General features: G+C 37.3%; 19 protein-coding genes and 1 riboswitch. Of the genes, 6 read left to right on the plus strand and 13 right to left on the minus strand.

The annotated features are described in order from the left end of the window. Positions 1 to 212 precede the first annotated feature (212 nt). Positions 213 to 3,296, minus strand: a complete 3,084-nt coding sequence (gene dnaE / locus ACQKIM_RS20115; protein WP_427547428.1) for a DNA polymerase III subunit alpha — start codon at positions 3,294 to 3,296, stop codon at positions 213 to 215. 63 nt (positions 3,297 to 3,359) lie between these two features. Beyond that, the gene (locus ACQKIM_RS20120; protein WP_427547431.1) at positions 3,360 to 4,313 is read right to left on the minus strand and encodes a DHH family phosphoesterase; all 954 of its coding nucleotides are present in this window, start codon (positions 4,311 to 4,313) and stop codon (positions 3,360 to 3,362) included. 90 nt (positions 4,314 to 4,403) lie between these two features. Here ACQKIM_RS20120 and ACQKIM_RS20125 point away from each other — a divergent pair, with 90 nt between their 5' ends. Next, positions 4,404 to 4,709, plus strand: coding sequence for a YtpI family protein (locus ACQKIM_RS20125; protein WP_427547433.1), 306 nt, complete (start codon positions 4,404 to 4,406; stop codon positions 4,707 to 4,709). Positions 4,710 to 4,761: 52 nt separating this feature from the next. On the opposite strand, the gene ACQKIM_RS20130 is transcribed toward ACQKIM_RS20125, so the two are convergent. Together ACQKIM_RS20130 and ACQKIM_RS20135 are read right to left on the minus strand one after the other, a co-directional pair. Then, complete coding sequence (locus tag ACQKIM_RS20130) at positions 4,762 to 6,069, minus strand: DRTGG domain-containing protein (protein ID WP_427547436.1); 1,308 nt, start codon at positions 6,067 to 6,069, stop codon at positions 4,762 to 4,764. Positions 6,070 to 6,221: 152 nt separating this feature from the next. After that, on the minus strand, positions 6,222 to 6,905 hold the full coding sequence (locus ACQKIM_RS20135; RefSeq protein ID WP_427547439.1) for a metal-dependent hydrolase: 684 nt from the start codon (positions 6,903 to 6,905) through the stop codon (positions 6,222 to 6,224). 336 nt (positions 6,906 to 7,241) lie between these two features. Between ACQKIM_RS20135 and ACQKIM_RS20140 the strand changes: the two genes are divergently transcribed. Next, positions 7,242 to 8,330, plus strand: coding sequence for a M24 family metallopeptidase (locus ACQKIM_RS20140; RefSeq protein ID WP_427547442.1), 1,089 nt, complete (start codon positions 7,242 to 7,244; stop codon positions 8,328 to 8,330). An 81-nt stretch (positions 8,331 to 8,411) separates the two neighbouring features. Here ACQKIM_RS20140 and ald read toward each other — a convergent pair whose 3' ends face one another. Beyond that, entirely contained in the window at positions 8,412 to 9,524 is a 1,113-nt protein-coding gene (gene ald, locus ACQKIM_RS20145) for an alanine dehydrogenase (RefSeq protein WP_427547445.1), read from the minus strand. Positions 9,525 to 9,976: 452 nt separating this feature from the next. Between ald and ACQKIM_RS20150 the strand changes: the two genes are divergently transcribed. Continuing rightward, positions 9,977 to 10,429 (plus strand): universal stress protein, encoded by a 453-nt coding sequence (locus ACQKIM_RS20150; protein WP_427547448.1) that lies wholly within the window; start codon positions 9,977 to 9,979, stop codon positions 10,427 to 10,429. 37 nt (positions 10,430 to 10,466) lie between these two features. Here ACQKIM_RS20150 and ACQKIM_RS20155 read toward each other — a convergent pair whose 3' ends face one another. The 5 genes from ACQKIM_RS20155 to mbcS form a co-directional block, all read right to left on the minus strand. Continuing rightward, on the minus strand, positions 10,467 to 11,396 hold the full coding sequence (locus tag ACQKIM_RS20155) for a class I SAM-dependent methyltransferase (RefSeq protein ID WP_427547451.1): 930 nt from the start codon (positions 11,394 to 11,396) through the stop codon (positions 10,467 to 10,469). Positions 11,397 to 11,485: 89 nt separating this feature from the next. Then, the gene (tpx, locus tag ACQKIM_RS20160) at positions 11,486 to 11,989 is read right to left on the minus strand and encodes a thiol peroxidase (protein ID WP_427547454.1); all 504 of its coding nucleotides are present in this window, start codon (positions 11,987 to 11,989) and stop codon (positions 11,486 to 11,488) included. 136 nt (positions 11,990 to 12,125) lie between these two features. Next, complete coding sequence (locus ACQKIM_RS20165) at positions 12,126 to 12,746, minus strand: RDD family protein (protein WP_427547457.1); 621 nt, start codon at positions 12,744 to 12,746, stop codon at positions 12,126 to 12,128. A gap of 12 nt (positions 12,747 to 12,758) precedes the next feature. After that, positions 12,759 to 13,772 carry a signal peptide peptidase SppA gene (sppA, locus tag ACQKIM_RS20170; protein WP_427547460.1) on the minus strand — a complete coding sequence of 338 codons (1,014 nt, stop codon included), beginning with the start codon at positions 13,770 to 13,772 and terminating at the stop codon, positions 12,759 to 12,761. Between the two features lie 222 nt (positions 13,773 to 13,994). Next, complete coding sequence (gene mbcS, locus ACQKIM_RS20175) at positions 13,995 to 15,581, minus strand: acyl-CoA synthetase MbcS (protein WP_427547463.1); 1,587 nt, start codon at positions 15,579 to 15,581, stop codon at positions 13,995 to 13,997. A 187-nt stretch (positions 15,582 to 15,768) separates the two neighbouring features. Further along, positions 15,769 to 15,867, plus strand: a riboswitch (TPP riboswitch). Positions 15,868 to 15,957: 90 nt separating this feature from the next. Here mbcS and thiM point away from each other — a divergent pair. The 3 genes from thiM to thiE are packed head-to-tail and all read left to right on the plus strand — an operon-like array spanning position 15,958 to position 18,174. Beyond that, positions 15,958 to 16,713, plus strand: a complete 756-nt coding sequence (thiM, locus tag ACQKIM_RS20180) for a hydroxyethylthiazole kinase (RefSeq protein ID WP_427547466.1) — start codon at positions 15,958 to 15,960, stop codon at positions 16,711 to 16,713. After that, complete coding sequence (gene thiD, locus ACQKIM_RS20185; RefSeq protein WP_427547469.1) at positions 16,713 to 17,537, plus strand: bifunctional hydroxymethylpyrimidine kinase/phosphomethylpyrimidine kinase; 825 nt, start codon at positions 16,713 to 16,715, stop codon at positions 17,535 to 17,537. The genes thiM and thiD overlap by 1 nt, the downstream gene beginning before the upstream one ends. Next, positions 17,527 to 18,174 (plus strand): thiamine phosphate synthase, encoded by a 648-nt coding sequence (gene thiE / locus ACQKIM_RS20190; protein ID WP_427547472.1) that lies wholly within the window; start codon positions 17,527 to 17,529, stop codon positions 18,172 to 18,174. Before thiD ends, thiE begins: the two co-directional genes overlap by 11 nt. A gap of 70 nt (positions 18,175 to 18,244) precedes the next feature. Here thiE and ACQKIM_RS20195 read toward each other — a convergent pair whose 3' ends face one another. The 3 genes from ACQKIM_RS20195 to ACQKIM_RS20205 all read right to left on the minus strand — a co-directional run bounded on the left by ACQKIM_RS20195 (position 18,245) and on the right by ACQKIM_RS20205 (position 21,100). Beyond that, positions 18,245 to 18,463, minus strand: coding sequence for an alpha/beta-type small acid-soluble spore protein (locus ACQKIM_RS20195; protein WP_264988049.1), 219 nt, complete (start codon positions 18,461 to 18,463; stop codon positions 18,245 to 18,247). A 271-nt stretch (positions 18,464 to 18,734) separates the two neighbouring features. Next, the gene (thiI, locus tag ACQKIM_RS20200; protein ID WP_427547476.1) at positions 18,735 to 19,943 is read right to left on the minus strand and encodes a tRNA uracil 4-sulfurtransferase ThiI; all 1,209 of its coding nucleotides are present in this window, start codon (positions 19,941 to 19,943) and stop codon (positions 18,735 to 18,737) included. Then, complete coding sequence (locus tag ACQKIM_RS20205) at positions 19,940 to 21,100, minus strand: cysteine desulfurase family protein (protein ID WP_427547479.1); 1,161 nt, start codon at positions 21,098 to 21,100, stop codon at positions 19,940 to 19,942. Before ACQKIM_RS20205 ends, thiI begins: the two co-directional genes overlap by 4 nt. Positions 21,101 to 21,280 lie beyond the last annotated feature (180 nt).

Below are 21,280 nucleotides of genomic sequence, written 5' to 3' on the forward strand. Positions count from 1 at the left end.
TTCCTCCAGCGCAGGAAGCGGCTCGTCGCTCGCCCACAGGAAGCCTTGTTCTGCGCGAAAGCGAAGCGTCAGCGGCAAAGCGAGTAGCCTGGAACAGAAATCACCTTCATTTGACTTAGTAGTGTTCACAAAGAGTCCCTTGACCATTTAGTTTTTCAACATTATGAAAAACTGCATAAAAATTTATGCAGTTTCTAAATTCTTGTTTCAATTTATATTTTTTTTGTCGTTTGTACGTGTTTTACTTTCACCTGTGGCTTTCCAAATCGCCTTTCCACTGTACCCTCAATATAAAGTATTTCATCCTCCTGTAAAAACTCTTGCACAAGCTGAAATACTTGTGGAAATAAGGTGATGGACACTGAGCCATATTCGTCTTGTAGCTGAGCAAAAGCCATTTGCTCACCTTTTTTTGTTCGAATTTTTTTTACCTCTTCAATCAAACCAATCATTTTGACATATGTTCCATCCCGAGTATGTTTTAACTCCCTACATGTAACATTGACTTCCCGCCAAAAAACTCTCTCTTCTGTTATAGGATGTGCTGATATATAGAACCCTAAAATGTCCTTCTCATACATTAGTTTTTCTTTTTGCGTCATTTCTTGAGCTTGCATATATTTGGGCTTACCAAAGCTAATGGCAGTAGCTGATGCCCAATCAATATCTTCTGTAGGTCGCAATAGCTCTGCATGCTTCAAAGCTGCTTCTACCGTCTTGATAAGAACAGCACGATCTCTACCCAAATAATCAAGTGCCCCTGCAAAAATTAAAGATTCTATTACTTTCGGTTTAAAATGTTGTGCACTTAAAGCAACTGCTAAATCAAATAAATTATCTAATGCCTCTTCATTCGATTGTCGTATAGCACTCACTGTCTCGATAAAGGTATGAGGAACACCTTTAATTCCTGATAAGCTATAACGAATGCCATCCTTTTCAACAGTGAAGTATTTGGTACTATGTTTTAATGAAGGCGGATAAAAAGCTATACCTTGTTCTTTGGCTTCATTCACAAGCTGCTGAATCTTGTCCGCATTTCCTGTTGCATTTGACAATAATGCTGCATAAAAGCTTTTTGGGTAATGCGCCTTTAAATAAGACATTTGATAAGAAATAACACTATATGCAACTGCATGGCTTTTAGGGAAGCCATAATCCGCAAAGCGCACAATCAGTGCATACACCTCTTCTGCTATATGGATATCGTAGCCCTGCTTCATCGCTCCATTCACAAATACTGCACGTTGCTCTTCTAATACTTGACGATTTTTCTTACTGACCGCCCGACGCAGTAAATCTGCCTGTCCCATCGAAAAGCCCGCCATCGCAGAGGCAATTTGCATGATTTGTTCCTGATAAACGATAACACCAAATGTCTCTCGTAAAATTGGCTCCAACACTGGATGCGGCATAATCACTAATTCTTGTCCTGATTTGCGTCTTGCATAGATTGGGATAAAATCCATTGGACCCGGCCGATATAACGCATTAACTGCTACTATGTCTAAAAAATGCGTTGGTTTAATATCCCGTAAAGCTTGCTTCATTCCTTCAGATTCTAATTGAAAAATACCTAATGTATCTCCCCTTTGAAGAAGTTGGAGTGTTTTTTCATCTTGCATCGGTATTCGTTCAAATTCTATCCATGGTCCCCTTGCTTTATAAATAGACCAGCGAATTTGCTCTAAAATTGTTAAATTACGCAAGCCTAAAAAATCCATTTTGACTAGTCCACATGCCTCTACATCGCCCATTGACCATTGGGTACAATAAATATCATCATGCCCCTTTTCTATAGGCATTGTATTGACCAAGGGTGATGGCGCTAATACAACTCCAGCCGCGTGCGTAGAGGAATTCCTTGGCAAACCCTCTAATTTTAAAGCTACTTCTAACCAACGACGATGTTTTTCATCCTCTGCTAACCAGCCTTGTAAGCCCTGTGATTCAGCCACCGCATTTTGTAGCGTTATCCCAGGTTTATTGGGGATCCATTTCGAAATCTTTTCTAATGTTTCAGCTTCAAAGCCTAAAGCCCGAGCTACATCCCGAGCTACAGCTTTTGCTGATAATGTACCAAATGTGATGATCTGCGCGACATTTGCCTTGCCATATTTATGCGCCACATATTGAATGACTTTTTGTCTTTTACTATCAACAAAATCTATATCAATATCTGGTAAAGTGATACGTTCTGGATTTAAAAAACGCTCGAATAATAATCCGTAAGCAAGGGGATCCACTTGTGTTATAGAAAGACTATAGGCTACAAGTGATCCCGCTGATGAGCCCCGACCTGGTCCCGTTAAAATTTGATTCTCTTTGGCATAGCGCATAAAATCTGCAACAATTAAAAAATAATCCGCAAAGCCCATTGAACATATAATTTCAAGCTCATATTGTAATCTCTCTTGATAAACAAGCGGAATCTCATTCTGATTGAAACGCAATGCTAAGCCTGTTAATGCCTCCTTAACCAGTAATTCTTCTGCTGTTTCTCCTATTGTCACTGGAAATTTAGGCATTTGCACAGGCATATTAGGGATTTTTGCTGTACAGCCGGCCAACATCGCTGCGCTTGCTTCAAGCCATTCAGGACGATCAGCAAACCAGCTGCTCCATTCATCCATTGTTGGCACAAAATTACCTTGCAAATAAGTGGATGCCTTTGACTCGGTGCATTTTTCACCTGTATCAATCGCTCTTGCCACCTCAAAAGCAAAGTGGTCTTCTGGTCGTAAAAAATAACAACTCTGTGAAGCCACTAAAGGGATACTTTCATTTTTACACCATGTAACAAAATCCGGTTCTTTTTCCGCAATCATCCCTGCTGGTCTAGCAACCCCCATAAATAGATGCTGACCAAACAATGCTTTTAGAGCACTCGCTGCCTCTGTCCAATTTCTAATTTCTGCTATGTCATTAGAAGAAAGTAATGCTATACAGCCTGCTGCATATCCTTCTAGCCATTTCCATGGCAAAACGTCATCCTCTCTTATCGAAACGGCACTACTAATCTTTAATAAATGCTGATAGCCTTCTTGTGTTTTTGCATATAAAACTAAAGGAATTTGTAGCTCCTGCCATTGTATGTTGACAGAAAGACCAATTACAGCATGAATATTTGCTTGTTGTAATGCTTTACAAAAAGGCAAAAGCCCGTACAATTTCGAATTGACGATTGCACAGGCCTGCGTTTTTTGCTCTTGTAAAAAAGGGATCAATTGTTCAAGCCGAATCGTGCTTTTCAATAAATCCGCGCTCGTATGCATTTTCGTATATACATGTGTCAAATGAATCCCTTCCTTTCTTGGTATTACTTCATTTTATCTTATGATAACACCTATAGAATATTGTTAGTTATTTAAGCGATGTGTTTGACAAATTTCCTTTAAACGATTTATCACACGATCGGCTTCTTCCCATGAGTGTGCAGTTGCACCGGAAGCTAATGGGTGTCCTCCACCATTAAATTCCTTTGCTAGAATATTAATAACAGGACCTTTCGAGCGCAAACGTACTCGAATTTGTTCTCCCTCCTCAATAAACACAACCCATGCACAAATACCTTTCACACTACCAAGGCAGCCTACTAAAAGAGAGGCCTCAGATGGAACAGCATCGAATTCTGTTAACAATTCCTTCGTCAGCTTTATATGTGCTGCCCCATGCTCATCCATTTCAAAATTTTGATAAATATAGCCCTGTAAATTTAATAATTTTTGTTCCATTTCATACATGCCATCAAAAATCTGATTTCGATCAAAATCATATGTAATGAGTTCTGCAGCAATTTTAAATGTTTTCGCTGTTGTACTTGGAAATTGAAATCTTCCTGTATCTCCCACAATACCAGCAAATAACAATCTCGCAGCTGCAGTAGATAGCGACCAGTTAGCTGCATTGCGACCTTCCTCAAAAAGCTCATAAATCATTTCACTACAAGAGCTAGCTGCCGTGTCAACCCACAATAAATCACCATATGCATCATCATTTGGATGATGATCGATTTTTATGACCATCTTGCCCTTTGTATAGCGCTGGTCGTCGACACGTTCAGTATTTGCAGTATCCGTAACAATCACTAAAGCATTATCATAAACATCATCCGTAATTTGATCAGGCTGTGCCATAAATGTTAAAGAATCATCATGCTCCCCTACCGCAAAAACCTTTTTTTCTGGATAATTGGCTAAAATTAATTCTTTTAAGCCTTGTTGTGATCCATAAGCATCTGGATCTGGACGTACATGGCGATGAATAATGATTGTCTCATATAAAGCAATTGTGTCGATGATTTGTCGTCTCAATATAATTTCCCCCAAAATGATAGTAATAACCGTTAGCATTTTTCATTAATAATCGTTACAATAATGTCTAGTTATGCTAGGAGGTTTACTATGCTCAATTTAATTTTTGTGTTTGCCATAATCATATCATTTGTTTTTTATTTTTACTTTAAAACAAAACAATTCCGCTCTCCATTACCGATTGCGAAAAATTGGTACAAAAGCAAAGCGAATGTCAGTTTTGGTGTTTTTATACTTGTTTTTGGATTAAATCAAGCTTATTTATTCCCTGGATTATACACATTTATTATTGTAGCAATTCTTGTTGCTTTAGGCATCTTTGTTATTATTGAAAATATCAAAAAGGTACGACACTACGGTCAATTTGTGGAAGAGGAGTACCGTATTAATCGATAAGCAAAAAATAAGGGATGGCCTAAATTTTCACTAGGCCATCCCTTTTGCCTGCTTAGCGCTCCAAGAGCTGGAACATCATCATTGCCTTCCCGACTAGCATTTGCTGATTAAACACTTCGAAGTCCATTTTCACAAATTTACGACTCATGTCTAAAATTCGAGGTTTTACAGTAAGTGTACTTTCCATTTGCACAGGCTTGATGAAATAAATCGTCATGTTTTCGGCAACGGCATCGCCTCGCTTACGGCGCTTTAATGCAAATGAACCAACTTCTGCTAATAAAGTAGTAAATGCTCCGTAAGAAATTGCCCCATATTGGTTTGTCATTTGAGGTGTTACTTTAAATTCTACGATTAATTCCTCATCACCAAGTACCTTCATTTCATTTTTTACTAAATCATCAATCGTTTCCCCATGTTGAGGCTGTCTTTGTGCAAGCTGAAGTGCCTTAAGCACATCCTGACGGCTTATCACACCTTGTAAAATCGTATCATCATTAACAATCGGTAACAAATCAATGCCTTCCCAAATCATACGGTGTCCCGCAGACGCAACACTCATTTTCATTGACCCAGCAATTGGATTTTTAGTCATTACCTTTTCAATAAGCTCGGTTTCTTCTCGACCAATTACGTCTTTCACAGTAATCATCCCAACAAGCTTATTATTAGCTGTCACTACTGGAAAAGCGCCATGAGTAGTTCGTTCATTCAGCTTTTGGAAATGATGAATCGTTTCATCATTTTTTAGGACAGCTGTATCTGTCATTGGGACATAAATATCCTCAATAAATAAAATATCCTTTTTGATTAATTGATCATATATTGCTCGGTTAATCATCGTCGCTACTGTAAACGTATCATAGCTTGTTGAAATGATTGGCAGATCTAATGAATCTGCAAGCTGCTTATTATCCTCCGTTGTATCAAAACCACCAGTGATTAAAACAGCCGCACCAGCTCGTAGCGCATTCTCATGGGCTTTAATACGGTTACCAACGATGAGCAAGCTTCCTGCATCTGTATAACGCATCATATCCTCTAATTGCATCGCACCAATCACAAATTTTGTCAGTGTTTTATGTAGCCCTGACTTCCCACCTAAAACCTGACCATCAACAATATTTACAATTTCAGCAAATGTTAAGCGTTCAATATTCTCTTTCTTTTTCTTTTCAATACGAATTGTTCCAACCCGTTCAATAGAGCTAACTAAACGGCGATTTTCCGCTTCCTTAATAGCACGATAAGCCGTTCCTTCACTAACTTGCATTTCTTTTGCAATTTGACGTACTGAAATTTTATCGCCCACGGGTAGTGATTCGATGTATTGTAAAATTTTCTCATGTTTTGTAGACAAAATATCACCTATTCCTCAAGCATCATTTCTGCTCTTAGTGTACCATATATTTTAGAAAAATATTTAATATAAAGTGATGAATTTGTTTAACTTTTCCCATCGTTTCAACTATGTACGTGGTGTCAATTTATATAGTACAGCAGTGTCACAGATTAGGAACAGTTTACTTTTTCACCGGCTTTTAAAATTTGAACCTCTGAATTCTGCACTAACTCCGCAAAAATTTGTGGATCCTGCTCGATTGGAGGAAATGTATTGTAATGAATTGGTACGACAATTTTCGGCTTTAAAAATGCAACTGCGCATGCAGCATCCTCTGGACCCATTGTGAAATTATCGCCAATTGGTATAAAGGCAATATCAATCGGATGGCGTTCACCAATTAATTTCATATCACTAAACAACGCTGTGTCTCCTGCATGATAGATGGTTAATCCTTCAATAAATAATAAAACTCCTGCTGGCATGCCCATATAAATAATTTCATTGCTTTCAGTTACATAAGAAGAGCCATGGAATGCTTGCGTGAATTTCACTTTTCCAAAATCAAATTCCCTAGCGCCCCCTATATGCATTGGATGCGCTTTCACTCCTTGCCAAGATATCCAATTAGCCAGCTCATTTGGTGCAATAACAAGTGCGTCTTTCTTCTTTGCAAGCTCTACCGTATCTCCAACATGATCATTATGTCCATGTGTCAATATAATAATATCTGGTGCTTCTTCCGCAACCTTTAAATCTGTTTGTCCATTCCCATTAATGAAAGGATCAATCAATATTGTTTTCCCATGAGTTTGAATTTTAACAACGGAATGTCCATGATAGCTTATCTCCATTTATAATTCCTCCTTGCATTATTGTTATGAATAGATTTATCGAAAAAATTGGTTAACTGGTAATTATTAAGACATTGATTACCATTAAACAATATGCTCTCTTTAATTTTTATTCGCTATTCAAGCGCATTTTCCCTTTTTTTGATATGCTTATAGGGAGAATAATGTTGTCTTATGTAACAAACTTAACGTTTAAGAGACAATTATTTATTCATTAGCTATTAAAAGCATCGAGGCTGATTTGAATAAAGGAGAAGACTCGCTCAAAAGTCGAAGCCTCATCAAGAAAGCTTTCAGCAGAAAAAAACTTTTAAGCAACTAGAGGAGGAAATATCTATGTCAAAGGTTGAAGAAATTCAAAACTATTTACAACAAAACCAAATTGATGCCGCTTTCGTAACAACACCAGATAATGTTTTTTACGTTTCTGGCTTTAAAAGTAACCCACATGAGCGATTACTAGGAGTGATGATTTTCAAAAACGCAGAGCCTTTTTTAATTTGTCCTCAAATGGAGATTCCAGATGCGAAGGCTGCTGGCTGGTCATATGAGGTGATTGGTCACCAAGATACAGAAAACTCCATGGAAGTTTTGGCCCAAGCTATAAAAAAACAGAATGTGGATCCATCAGCTTTTGCTATTGAAAAAGCTCATCTCAATGTAGAGCGTTTAGAAGCACTACAACAATCATTCCCAGAAGCAAATTTTGTCCGTCTTGATGAAAAAATTAATGCTATGCGTGTTATTAAAGATGAAAATGAATTAGAAAAATTACGTAAAGCTGCTGAACTAGCCGACTACGCAATTGAAGTTGGTTGTAAGGAAATAGCTGAAGGAAAAACTGAAATGGAAATTTTAACAGCTATTGAAAGTGCTATTCAAGAAAAGGGCTGTAAAATGTCCTTCGAAACAACGGTATTGAGTGGACCAAAAACAGCCTCTCCGCACGGAATACCAGGTTCTCGCAAAATTGAAAAAGGTGATATGGTATTATTTGATCTTGGCGTTAATTACGATGGTTATTGCTCTGATATTACACGTACAGTTGCCTTCGGTGAACCAAGTGAAGCGCAAAAGGAAATTTATAATACTGTACTAGCTGCCAATACAAATGCCATTGCTGCTGTAAAGCCAGGTGTCCGTGCAATGGAATTAGATAAAATTGCTCGTGACACGATTACTGATGCTGGCTTTGGTGAGTATTTCACACATCGACTAGGTCATGGCCTTGGTATTTCTGTACATGAATTCCCTTCAGTGACAGGTGCAAATGAACTGATTATGGAAGAAGGAATGGTCTTTACAATTGAACCAGGTATCTACAAATCTGATGTTACAGGCGTCCGCATTGAGGATGATGTGGTTGTCACAAAAGACGGTGTAGAAGTACTGACAAAGTTCCAAAAAGAATTAATCGTGCTTTAATTGATTACTAACTACATTTAAATCAAAAAAAGGAAGCACTATGAGTATTCTCATAGTTGCTTCCTTTTGCTATTTCAATTATTAAATTAATTCATCCACATCAACAAATGGTAGACCTTGAGAATCAGCTACTGCCTTGTAAACAAGTTGTCCATCAATCGTATTTACACCTTTTTTCAGCGCAGGATTATCCAGGCATGCTTGTTTATATCCCTTATTCGCAATTTGCAGTGCATAAGGAATTGTATTATTTGTTAAAGCAATAGTTGAAGTACGAGGAACAGCGCCTGGCATGTTTGCTACCGCATAATGCACAACACCATGTTTAACATATGTTGGGTCATCATGTGTCGTCACACGATCAGATGTTGCAAAAATTCCACCTTGATCAATAGCAATATCGACAACTACTGAGCCTGGCTGCATAGACTTAATCATTTCCTCAGAAACAAGCTTTGGAGCCTTAGCGCCAGGAATTAAAACAGCTCCGACTACTAAATCTGAGTTTTTCACTGATTCCGCAATATTATAAGGATTAGACATTAATGTTTGAACATCACGACCAAATAAATCTTCTAATTGACGTAAACGCTCTGGGCTTAAATCAATTACTGTTACATCGGCACCCATACCAACAGCTATTTTTGCCGCATTTGTTCCAGCAATACCACCACCAATAACAGTGACTTTACCGCGTGGTACACCAGATACCCCACCTAGTAAAATTCCTTTACCTGCATGGTTTCTCTCTAAGAACTGTGCACCGATTTGTGTTGCCATTTTACCTGCAACCTCACTCATTGGTGTTAATAGCGGTAAAGAGCCATTTGCTAATTGTACTGTTTCATAAGCAATACCAACGACTTTTTTATTTAAAAGAGCCTGCGTTAATTCAATCTCTGGTGCTAAATGCAAATAAGTGAATAGGATTTGACCCTCATTGAAGTAATCATATTCTGATGCAACAGGTTCCTTTACCTTCATGATCATTTCTTGTGACCATGCCTCTTTTGCTGTTTCAACAATGTGAGCACCTGCTGCCTGGTAGTCTGCATCTGTAAAGCTTGATCCTAAGCCTGCACCTGTTTCAATGAACACTTCATGACCAGCATGTGTTAATGTAACAACCCCAGCTGGTGTCATTGCTACACGATTTTCATTGTTTTTAATCTCTTTTGGAATACCAATCTTCATCTTTCCTATCCCCTTCCATTGCCTAAGAAATTAGCATCATTTTTGTTAAATACGATTTTCCGTATTGATGCACCCCTTGCACTTCCATATTACCAAACATAATTAAAAATTGCTTTAAATAAAGCGATTACAACTAAAATTAACAACATTTCCAAAATACAAAATTTTCAAATTATTTACATTGTATTTTAATAAATCACATAGTTACTATTCAAAAAAATGCAAACTCACTAACAAAATATTTCACCTAAAACGAAATGTAATATTCGTTTTTACGGGGGATGTCCATATCAGAAGTACTGTTCTTTGGACAACATTGTATGAAGAAAATTAATATTTTTGCAGTTTCACAATAAAAACCTTCACTTTTTCACATTTTTTCTTTCGGAAAGTATTTCCTTTAGAAAATCATTTGGTATAATCAGAATATATAAATCAGGGAGGTAATTCAAATGGCTAATCATTATAAAAGCATTGTAGTTGCAGTAGACGGTTCTAAGGAGGCAGAATATGCTTTCCGTAAATCAATTGACGTGGCAAAACGTAACGAAGGTGCTGTGTTAAACCTAGTAAATGTTATCGACACACGTTCATTTGCTGCAATCGAAGCTTATGATCGTTCAATTGCTGAGCGTGCTCAAGCATTCTCTGAGGAACTATTAAATGGTTACAAAAAACAAGCTGAAGATGAAGGCTTAACAAACATTAACCTTGTAATTGAATATGGCTCACCAAAAAATATCATTACAAAAGAGCTTTCTAACATCGTAGACGCAGACTTAATCATCTGTGGTGCAACTGGTCTAAATGCAGTAGAACGCTTCCTAATCGGTTCAGTATCTGAAGCAATCGTACGCTCAGCAAAATGTGACGTACTTGTTATCCGTACACCAGAAAATAATTAGTACATAAAAAGGTATCCAATTTTGGATACCTTTTTAATTATTTTTCTTCTCTCCACATTTTCACTTTTTCAAAGAACATTGCAAGGGCTTGTTTATTTTGCATATTTGGTACCTTTGCCAGCAATACCTCTTTTGGTGCCTTAAAGTCTTGCCCCTGCTTTTGCAGGATAACAATACTTTTCTCAAGTGCTCTATTGGCAAACATTGTATCGGGCAGCTGAATAATTGCCTGAATCCAAGCATGCTTCTGGATATATTTATGCAATTGCTTAGATTGCTCCGAATCAAAAAGATGAGATGGTGCAAGGAAGAATAAATAGCCCCCATCCTTTGTGTAGTTAATGGACTGCTCAATAAATAAGTGATGGGCAAAACTCATTCCTTCTGAAGGACATAATTCATAATTCAATGCCACTTCCTCGTTTGGATAGTAACCGACTGGTAAATCGCAAACAATAGCATCTACTGGATTCACTAATAAATCTTCTAACGCATCTTGACGGTATAAAGACACCGGCTGCTCAGTCAAATCTGCTGTTGCTGCAGCTAAACGAATAAGCAGTTCATCAATCTCGACACCAGTAGCTTCTATTTTTCCATCTAATAAATTCATAACTGTTAATAGTAAATTCCCTGTACCGACCGCTGGATCCAACATAGCAATTTTTTCTGTTACTAAACGATCTGTAAAAATCTGCTCTACAAAATAGCCAACTAATAGACCTAGTGTATCTGGTGTCATTTGATGATTAGGCTGAGAACCTTTTCGCATACCCTTTAAAATAGCAATTTGAATTGCTTTTCGTACATCTTCCTTTGTTGCACCTTCTTGCGAAAAATCAACTGTTCCATCCAGCCATGCCTCTAAACCATCTAGAACGCCTTCAAGCAATGTAATATCTTGTTCTTTTTCTATTTTCTCAGCATGTTCATTAAGCATACCAAATAACTTCTCAATATTTTCCATAGATAACTTCCTTTCACGCAGAAAAGAGCTGTGACAAAAACTTGTCACAGCCCCTTTGTCTAGTAATATCTTAGCCTAAAAGCAGCATTTTATGCTAGTGCTTTGACAGCTTCAATCGCCGCTTCATAATTTGGATGGTCTGTTGCCTCTGGTACATATTCCACATATGTCACTTTGTCATCTGCATCCACCACGAAAACTGCACGCGTTAGAAGGCGTAATTCTTGAATATATACCCCATATGCTTCACCAAATGAAAGGTCACGGTGGTCTGAAACTGTTTGAACAGCATCAATACCTGCAGCACCACACCATCGTTTTTGAGCAAACGGAAGATCAACAGATACTGTATAAATCACAACATTGTCTCCTAAGTTTGCTGCTTCCTCGTTAAAACGACGTGTTTGGGCATCACACACACCAGTATCTAATGATGGTACAACACTAAATAAACGAATTTTCCCCTCTGAATCTTTTAATGTAACAGGTGATAGGTCGTTCGCTAATACTGTGAAATTTGGTGCTTGATCGCCAACCTTTACTTCGTTACCTACAAGTGTTACTGGACCATTTTTAAATGTTACTTGTGCCATATAAACGCCTCCTAATCTTCATATGTACTTAATATTACTAAATGAAGGGAATTGTTTGCAACTAAGACAACTCCGTAATTCAATTTCAGGCATCACATAAAAGAGCTGTCTCATTTTCTTGAGACAGCTCAAATTACTATTCCTCTTTTTTTTCTTCCAAAATGTCTATATCTTTTTCTATGAGTGGTTCAGTTGGAAGACTATCCTCTTTGATTGGAAGTGATGGTTGTGTTAGTACCTTTTCAATAAACGTATTTTCATGCACAACGGTTGTATCTGCAAAGAAATCATGCAAACCTTTATTGTCAGGTAAAATAACTACAAGAATATATAGCGGCATAAAAATATTACAAATAATCCGCCCAATCCAATCACGAAATATCACATCAGACCAAGTGAGATTATCATGCTTTAATGAAACCACACGCAATCCAAATACCATTTTTCCTAATGTTTGCCCAAAAAACTTAGTCATCAGGACAAAATAACTATAGTAGAGAATAACAGTAATTATTGAAATCGGTGCATACCATACTGTGTCAGATAAAGACCAATCCATTAGATAAAAAATAGGGTTAACAAAAATACCACCAACTGCTGTTATAATAAATCCATCTAATAAAAATGCCCAAAAACGTATCCAAAATCCTGCTGTTTTTTTAGCATAGTTTTTATTCGTGATCGTTTCTTCTGGATCAATTAGTAGCGTATTGCTGAGAGAGGGTGAACCTTGCATAACAATTTCATGGTTTGTCATTGTACTCCCTCCTTAGTATTCGCCGTATAAGTACATCATTTTCGGTGCTTTATAATCTGTCATAATTTTCATCAGCATTTTTTCCTCAGTAGATGGACCAAACACAGATCCAATCTTCATTCCGACATATGATTGCCAGCCACCCATTTCATATGAATACTCAAATAGTTCAGCATCTTGTAAACCAAAGTCTTCACGTAATGCAGTAATCGTTGCTTCCTCATCACCAATTTCATCGATTAAGCCGGATTCAAGTGCCTTTGTACCACTAAGTATTCGACCGTCAGCAACTTTTTTAACATCTTTCTCAGACATATTACGTCCTTTTTCAACAATATTAACAAATTCCTCATACGTTTCATTAATCATATCCTGCATCATGGTACGCTCTTCTGTTGTTACTTCACGCATAGGACTTAGCATGTCCTTATGCTCACCAGATTTAAATGTTTCATATTTAATACCAACTTTTTCTGCCAAAGCCTGATAATTGATTGATTGCATAATAACACCTATTGAACCCGTTATTGTATCGCGCTGTGCAAATATCTTATCGGCTGGTGCTGAAATGTAATAACCTCCTGAGGCAGCCATAGAATCCATAGAAACATAAATTGGAATTTGTCGCTCTTCTTTAATTTTTAAAAGTTTTTTATAAATTTCTGCAGATTCCTTAACACCACCACCTGGTGAATTAACACTTAAAACAACACCTTGTATTGAATCATCATTTAAAATATTATCTAATTGGTCTAAAAAGAATTGATGATCATATGCTACTGGTTGCCATAACGAACTTGAACCAATATCTTGTATCGCCCCATCAACCTTTAAATAGGCTATCCGCTTATTTATACTACCGTTTTCAATAACTGTCTCCATTACTGATAAATTATCACTAGCCATTAAGCTATCAAAATTACCAAAGAAATCTGATTTAAATATCGCAAATACAGTGTTTATACCTAAAGAAAATACAAGTAATACACCTGCAATAATTAAAGCAGTCCATCTTTTTACATTCATGTCTTTCCGCCTCCTCTACACGTTATACGAATAACTTTCTAATATGTTTCATTTTTTTGCAATCTTTGCAAAAGGTTATGCTCATTAACATTACCGAATATCATAAAAAAAATCAAAGCTCGATAAAAAAACATGAACTTTGATTTTCGACATTATTTCCTAGGAAATTATTATGTGAATTATTGCTTTTGACAAAAACCTCAACAAAATGTCAACCTGTAACTATTTAATGGCACATTTATTTTTTTCTTGTTGACGCAGCTCAATACGACGGATTTTGCCAGATGATGTCTTTGGCAATTCAGTTACAAATTCAATAGCACGAGGATATTTATATGGAGCTGTTAAAGATTTTACATGATTTTGAAGTTGCTTGATAAGACTAGCATTTCCTATCTCTCCATCATTAAGCACCACAAATGCCTTCACAATATTTCCTCGAACCTCATCAGGACTTGCTACAACTGCCGCTTCTTTTACTGCTGCATGTTTCATCAAAGCGTCTTCTACTTCAAATGGTCCTATTGTATAGCCAGATGAAATAATAACATCGTCTCCTCGTCCCTCAAACCAAAAATAACCATCTATATCTTTATATGCTCGATCACCAGTGATATACCAATCACCTCTAAATTGTAAGCTAGTGCGTTCAGGATCATGTAAATATTTTTTAAATAATGCAGGTGTCTCACGATGTACAGCAATGTCACCTACTTCTCCTACTGAAACAGGATTTCCTAAATCATTGATAATATCTATTGTATTTCCTGGAGTTGGTTTACCCATTGAGCCGATTCTAGCCTCCATACCTACCATTGTTCCGACTAATAATGTATTTTCAGTTTGCCCATAACCATCTCTAACCTGTAAACGGAAAACATTCGAAAATACTTTTATTACATCACTATTTAGAGGTTCTCCTGCTGAAACAGCCTGACGAACACTCTCTAAATTAAAATCTTGTAAGTTTTCTAATGCAGCCATAAATCGATATTCAGTTGGTGTACAGCACAGGATATTAATATTGAATTTCTCAAGAAGTGTAAGATATGTTGCCGCATCAAATTTACCTTTGTACACAAATGCGGTTGCACCACTTCCCAATGTTGCGAGGAACGGACTCCAAATCCATTTTTGCCAGCCTGGAGCTGCTGTAGCCCAAACAATGTCATCTTCCTGTACGCCTAACCAATTCGGCGCTGTTGTTCGTAAATGAGCATATCCCCAGCTATGTGTATGTACTGCTGCCTTAGGATTGCCTGTTGTACCACTTGTATAAGCTAAAAATGCATTATCTGTACTTTTCGTTGGCGTAGAACTTATGTAGTTTGTTGGTTGATTTTGCATTTTTTGTAGTAATGACTGCCAAGGTTCATGTGCTACTCCTATTACGAATTGCTGCAAGCCCTGTAAGTTTTTCACGTTATCAAATTGCTCAATATATGGCTGATAAGCAACTATACCCTTTGCATTAGCATGGTGTATGCGATATTCTATATCCTTCGTTCTTAGCATTTCGGAACTAGGAATAATCGTTAAACCGATTTTTAATGCAGCAATATAGACAATATAGGCTTCTACAGATCTAGGCACCATTACAATTAATACATCACCTTTTGTTAAACCTTGGTTTGTAAAAACATGTGCAGCCTGATTTGCCTTTGCAAGTAGATGTGCGTATGTAATAAATTTAACATCATTATTTTCATCATAAATAATTAGTGCATTCTTGGTTGCATCCTGTGCATATTTTTCAATTTCCTCTGTAATATTGTACCATTCAGGTGCAATTAAATCTTGTCTTTTCATGGCAAATGCCTCCCTTTTGCTATGACTCATTATAAAACTCCATTTTTATCATTTTCAATGGTTCGCACTCTATTTTAGAAAAGTCATGACAACTATCATACTCTGTTATATGGCATCAGTCACGTTCATTGTCAAAACTAGCTATTGAACAGGAAAGAAAAATATGGTACATTTTGGTCAACTAAAAGCATAATTGCAGGGGGACTCATTTGGAGTTGAGAAGGTAAAACCTGACCCTTTGAACCTGTTAGTTAATACTGACGTAGGGAGCAATTCACATCTAATTCACTGATGAAAGGCTCTTTTGCGTGTATTTATTACACAAAAAGGAGCCTTTTTTGCATGCTTACGTCCATCCAATAAAGGAGGACTTAGAATGATTTTTCAAACTATCCGCAAAAAAAATCCACTAATTCATTGTATTACAAATTATGTGGTGGCAAATTTTCAAGCAAACGGCCTATTAGCAATTGGTGCCTCGCCAGTTATGGCTGATGCCAGTGACGAGGTTGAGGAGATGGTTGCAATTGCCTCAAGCTTATTGATTAATATTGGTACACTTAATGACAAAAAGAAAGAATCCATGTTACTTGCTGGGAAAAAGGCCAATGCACTTGGCATACCTGTAGTATTAGATCCTGTTGGCGCTGGAGCTACAACCTACCGAAAACAAACTGTACAACATCTGTTAAATGAGATCGAATTTGCAGTAATTCGCTGCAATATTGGAGAACTTGCCGCAATTGCCAATGTAGAATGGCAGCAAAAGGGTGTAGATAGTGGCGCAGGTTCAATATCTTTAGAAGATGAAGCGAAGAGAATTGCTCAGCTTTATCATTGTATAGTGATTGTCACAGGTGAAAAGGATTTAATAACTGATGGAAATCAACTGCAATGGATTACAGGTGGGAATTCTCATATGACAGAGGTCACTGGAACTGGCTGCTTATTAAGTGCCATTTGTTGTGCTGCTTACGTAACTGGTCATCAGCCTTATCACCAATTAATAGAAGTACTAAGATTTTATAAAAAAATTGCTGAACAAGCAGGTTCTACTACACAATACATTGGTGATTTTCAAATTGCTGTATTAAATGAACTCTATCGTCTTTCAAAGGCTGGTGAAGAATAATGCAGGTTGTAATGACTATTGCTGGATCTGATAGTGGCGGCGGTGCAGGTATACAGGCTGATCTAAAAACCTTTCAGGAATTAAAGGTGTTTGGAACTTCTGTCATTACAGCATTGACTGCCCAAAATACCCTTGGTGTATCTAATGTCATGCCCATTGAGGCAAACTTCGTTAAGCAACAACTACAGGCACTATTGGAGGATTTCTCAATTAGTGCAATGAAAACAGGCATGCTATTTTCCTCTGACATCATTCAAACTATTTCACAAATGATGGCTAATACTAAAGTTCCGCTTATTGTAGATCCTGTGATGATCGCGAAGGGCGGAGAAAGCTTATTACAACAAGACGCAATTGATGCCATCATGAATCTTTTACTGCCAATTGCAACCATTGTAACTCCGAATATCCCAGAGGCAGAAAGGCTTACTAGTAGAGAAATTAAAACTTTAGCTGATATTAAAGAAGCAGCCTATCTCTTATTACAAACAGGAGTACGATGTGTCATTATAAAAGGAGGGCATCTAGCAGATAAGGATTTCGCCATTGATTATATATTTTTTCACGATGGACAGTCTTTTTCTATGCAAACTCCTCGTATTTCTACAAAAAATACACATGGTACTGGCTGTACGTTTTCAGCAGCCTTAACTGCTTTTTTGGGCGGTGGTCTTCCTATAAAAGAAGCGATTATAGAAGCAAAAAAATTTATTCAATTAGCAATAACATATGATTTAGCTCTGGGTAAAGGGCATGGACCGACAAATCATTTTGCCTATCAAAACTATAAGGAGTCCTGTGAGGTGACTATTCATGAATCGTGAAGATTTACAGCTATATTTTATAATGGGCACAGGAAATGTAGTACATCAGGAGCCACTACACGTTCTTGAAAAAGCTTTACAGCATGGAATTACCATGTTTCAGCTACGAGAAAAAGGGCCTCGAGCCTTAACTGGACAAGAATATGAAAATTTTGCCCGTCATTGTCAAAAGCTTTGCCAGCGGTATAAAGTGCCGTTTATTATCAACGATGATGTAGAGCTTGCAGTAAAACTTACAGCAGATGGAATCCATATTGGTCAAGAGGATTTCCCTGTATCTAAAATTCGTGAAAAAATTGGAAAGATGATACTAGGTGTTTCAGTTCATTCTCAAGCTGAATTGCAAACTGCGCTACAATATGGGGCAGATTATGTAGGAATTGGTCCGATTTTTGCGACCACTTCTAAAAGTGATGCAAATCCACCAAGTGGAACAAAGTTTTTACAGTACGTCCGCATTGAAAATCCTGAGCTCCCCATTGTTGCAATCGGAGGCATAAATTGTTCAAATGGACAATCAGTTGTTAACGCTGGTGCCGATGGTATCGCCGTTATTTCTGCGATTTGTGAAAGTGAGGATATTTCCAATACCGTAGCAATATTCAAATCATTTTTTATTGAGGATAAAAAGATCTAAATGTAAACAAACTAAAACCAGTGCCTTTTACGGTCACTGGTTTTAAGTTTAATAATTACTTAATCAGCAATTATTGATTGTTGTTTGGCATACCTTTTAATTGAGATTCTGCCATTTGTACAAGACGTTTAGTGATTTCACCACCAACGGAACCGTTAGCACGAGCTGAAGCGTCAGCTCCTAATTGAACACCAAATTCTTGTGCAATTTCGTATTTCATTTGATCTAGAGCTTGTTGTACACCAGGTACTGCAAGCTGGTTTGAACTGCGGTTGTTGTTTGAAGTCATGTCTCTCACCTCCTTGTGAATATAGAATGTGCGATATTAGATTTTTAATACAAAATTTTTAGAGGTAAATTGTACCTCTAAAGGAAATAGAGGAAAAACTAAAAAAAGCCACCTCAAAATATGCTTTTGAGGCGACTTACAATCAATTACGTTCCAGCATCATTGCCTTCGGATTTCTTCAAGCTCGCTAAGCGCCTCTTCAAAATCCGTGACATCCGCTAGGGCTTTATCTTGATTCAGCGAATATTGAATCAAGATAAATTTCTTCTACTTATAAAAGGTCTGCAAATTTATCAGCTTCTTGTTCTTTTTTCGGGAAAATATAGACCTCCCGATTTTTCACAGCACGTTCAATTAATTCATCAAAATCCGAGAAGCTTTCATAATGCTCAACCTTCTCAAGCTTTGGTTTTGTTTTTGGACTTGCAGGTGTAAAAATGGTGCAGCAATCTTCAAACGGCTGTATAGATGTTTCATATGTGCCAATTTTCTCAGCAATATTGATAATTTCTAATTTGTCAGTTGAGATTAAGGGACGTAAAATTGGTGTATTGGTTACTGCATTTATTGCTGTTAGACTTTCAAGTGTTTGACTCGCAACTTGTCCAAGACTTTCACCTGTCACAATAGCCAGTGCATTTATTTCCTCTCGTACCTTATCAGCAACTTTTAACATCATACGACGAGTAGTTGTCATTGATACATTAGAAGGTACCTTTTCTTTAATCAATACTTGAATTTCAGTAAACGGAATGACATGTAAACGAATACTTGCGCCAAACTTCGTTAATTCATTTGCTAGTACCTTAATCTTTTCCAATGAATTTTGGCTTGTATATGGTGGGCTAAAGAAATGTATCGCCTCTAAGCGTACACCACGCTTCATCATTAAATAGCCAGCGACTGGACTGTCTATTCCTCCAGAAAGCATTAAAAGCGATTTCCCATTAGAACCTACCGGCATTCCTCCTGCACCAGGAATCACTTGTGCCATCATATAAGTTGCATCATGACGTACTTCTACACGAAGCTCAATATCAGGTTTCTTTACTTTTACCGATAGATTTTTGTAATTTGGTAAAACATAGCCGCCAATTTCACGTTGAATAGCATGTGATTCTAATGGAAATGTCTTATCAGTGCGCTTCACTTCTACTTTAAAGGTAAGTTGCTCATGTTTAAATGTATCCATAATTGTAATGGCTAGCTTTTTCATGGCTTCAATATCTTTATCACATGCTGCCACTGGGCTGAAAGATTGTATGCCGAAAATTTTAGGTAACCCTTCTAATAAAACATTCATTTGAGTTTCATTTTGTATAGCAATAAACATACGATCACGCTCTGTACGAATGTGTAAATGCCCTAAATCAGCAAACGCATGACGAATATTTTCTCGCAGACGACGGATAAAATCCATTTTATTACGCCCTTTTGTTGAAAGCTCGCCATAACGAATTAAAATTTCTTTCCAAATCATTGTGTATGTTCTCCTTTAAGTTCCATCATTACTTCTTTTAATACATGTTTAAATTTTGTAATATCCTCATCCATTACATAGGCGCCAAAGCTTATACGGATAACACCCTTTTTAAAATGCTCATCAAGTTTTAGGGCTTCTACCACATGGCTTGTTTTTGTTTGCTTTGATGAACAAGCGCTTGATGTAGAAACGATTACCTGACGTTTTTGCATTGCATTAATAATAACCTCACCTTTTAAATCACGAATGCTAAAGGATAAAATATGTGCTGCTCCCTGAGGCGTCGATAAAATATGCACGGCATCACCATATTCACGTAATTGCAGACATATTTCATCCTGCCACTTACGATATTTTTTTTCCTGATTAGCCATAGACTCCACTGCAATACGAGCAGCTTTAGATAAAGCGACAGCCTGCGGAACGGCCACAGTTCCACTTCGTAATCCATATTCCTGACCACCGCCAAGTGCATATGGCTGCCACTTTAATTGCGTCCGAAATGCTAGCACGCCTGAGCCCTTAAATCCATGAATTTTATGCCCGGAAATGGAAATGCAATCGGGTCCATCCTCATGATTAAATGCTAAAGGTATTTTCCCGAAACTTTGAACGGCATCCACATGAAAAGCCGCTCTGCTCATTTCATGAATAATTTTTGCCGCTTCAAATATGGGCTGAATTGCGCCCATTTCATTATTGACGTGCATTATGCTTACTAAAATAGTATCCTTACGTACCTTTGCTCGAAGCTCATCTAATGAAATCACTCCATGATGATCCACTGCCAGATATTCCACTTCAAAGCCCTCTTTTTCAAGTTGCTTAACGGACTCTAGAACAGAGGGATGTTCAATTTCAGTCGTTATTATATGCTTTCCTTTATGTGTATTGCTACGTGCTAAACCAAAAATTGCTGTATTATTGGATTCAGTACCACCTGATGTAAATAGCACATTTTTTGCTTCTATCTGCAAAATATCTGCTACTTGCTCACGTGCACGCATTAATAAGTCGTTCGCTTCAACACCCATTGCATGTATGGAAGCGGGATTGGCATAATACTGCTCATTCACTACCATAAATGCTTGCATGACCTCTTTTAAAGGCTTTGTGGTTGCACTATTGTCTAAATAAATTGTATTTACTTCCATTAATTTTCACACACTTTCAAAACGTTGATTTAACGGTATTTATCATAACGCAATCTTGAACAATTGACTACTAACTTTAACAATTATTCTAATTTAGTCGTTTATTTGTTTGGCTTTTTACCTCTTATTGAACTTCCTCTAATTCATTTAGCCGCTGTTTTTGTCCGTATATTGCTTATT

Origin of the sequence: Lysinibacillus sp. NPDC047702, from assembly GCF_050272555.1 — a bacterium.
GTDB lineage: Bacteria > Bacillota > Bacilli > Bacillales_A > Planococcaceae > Lysinibacillus.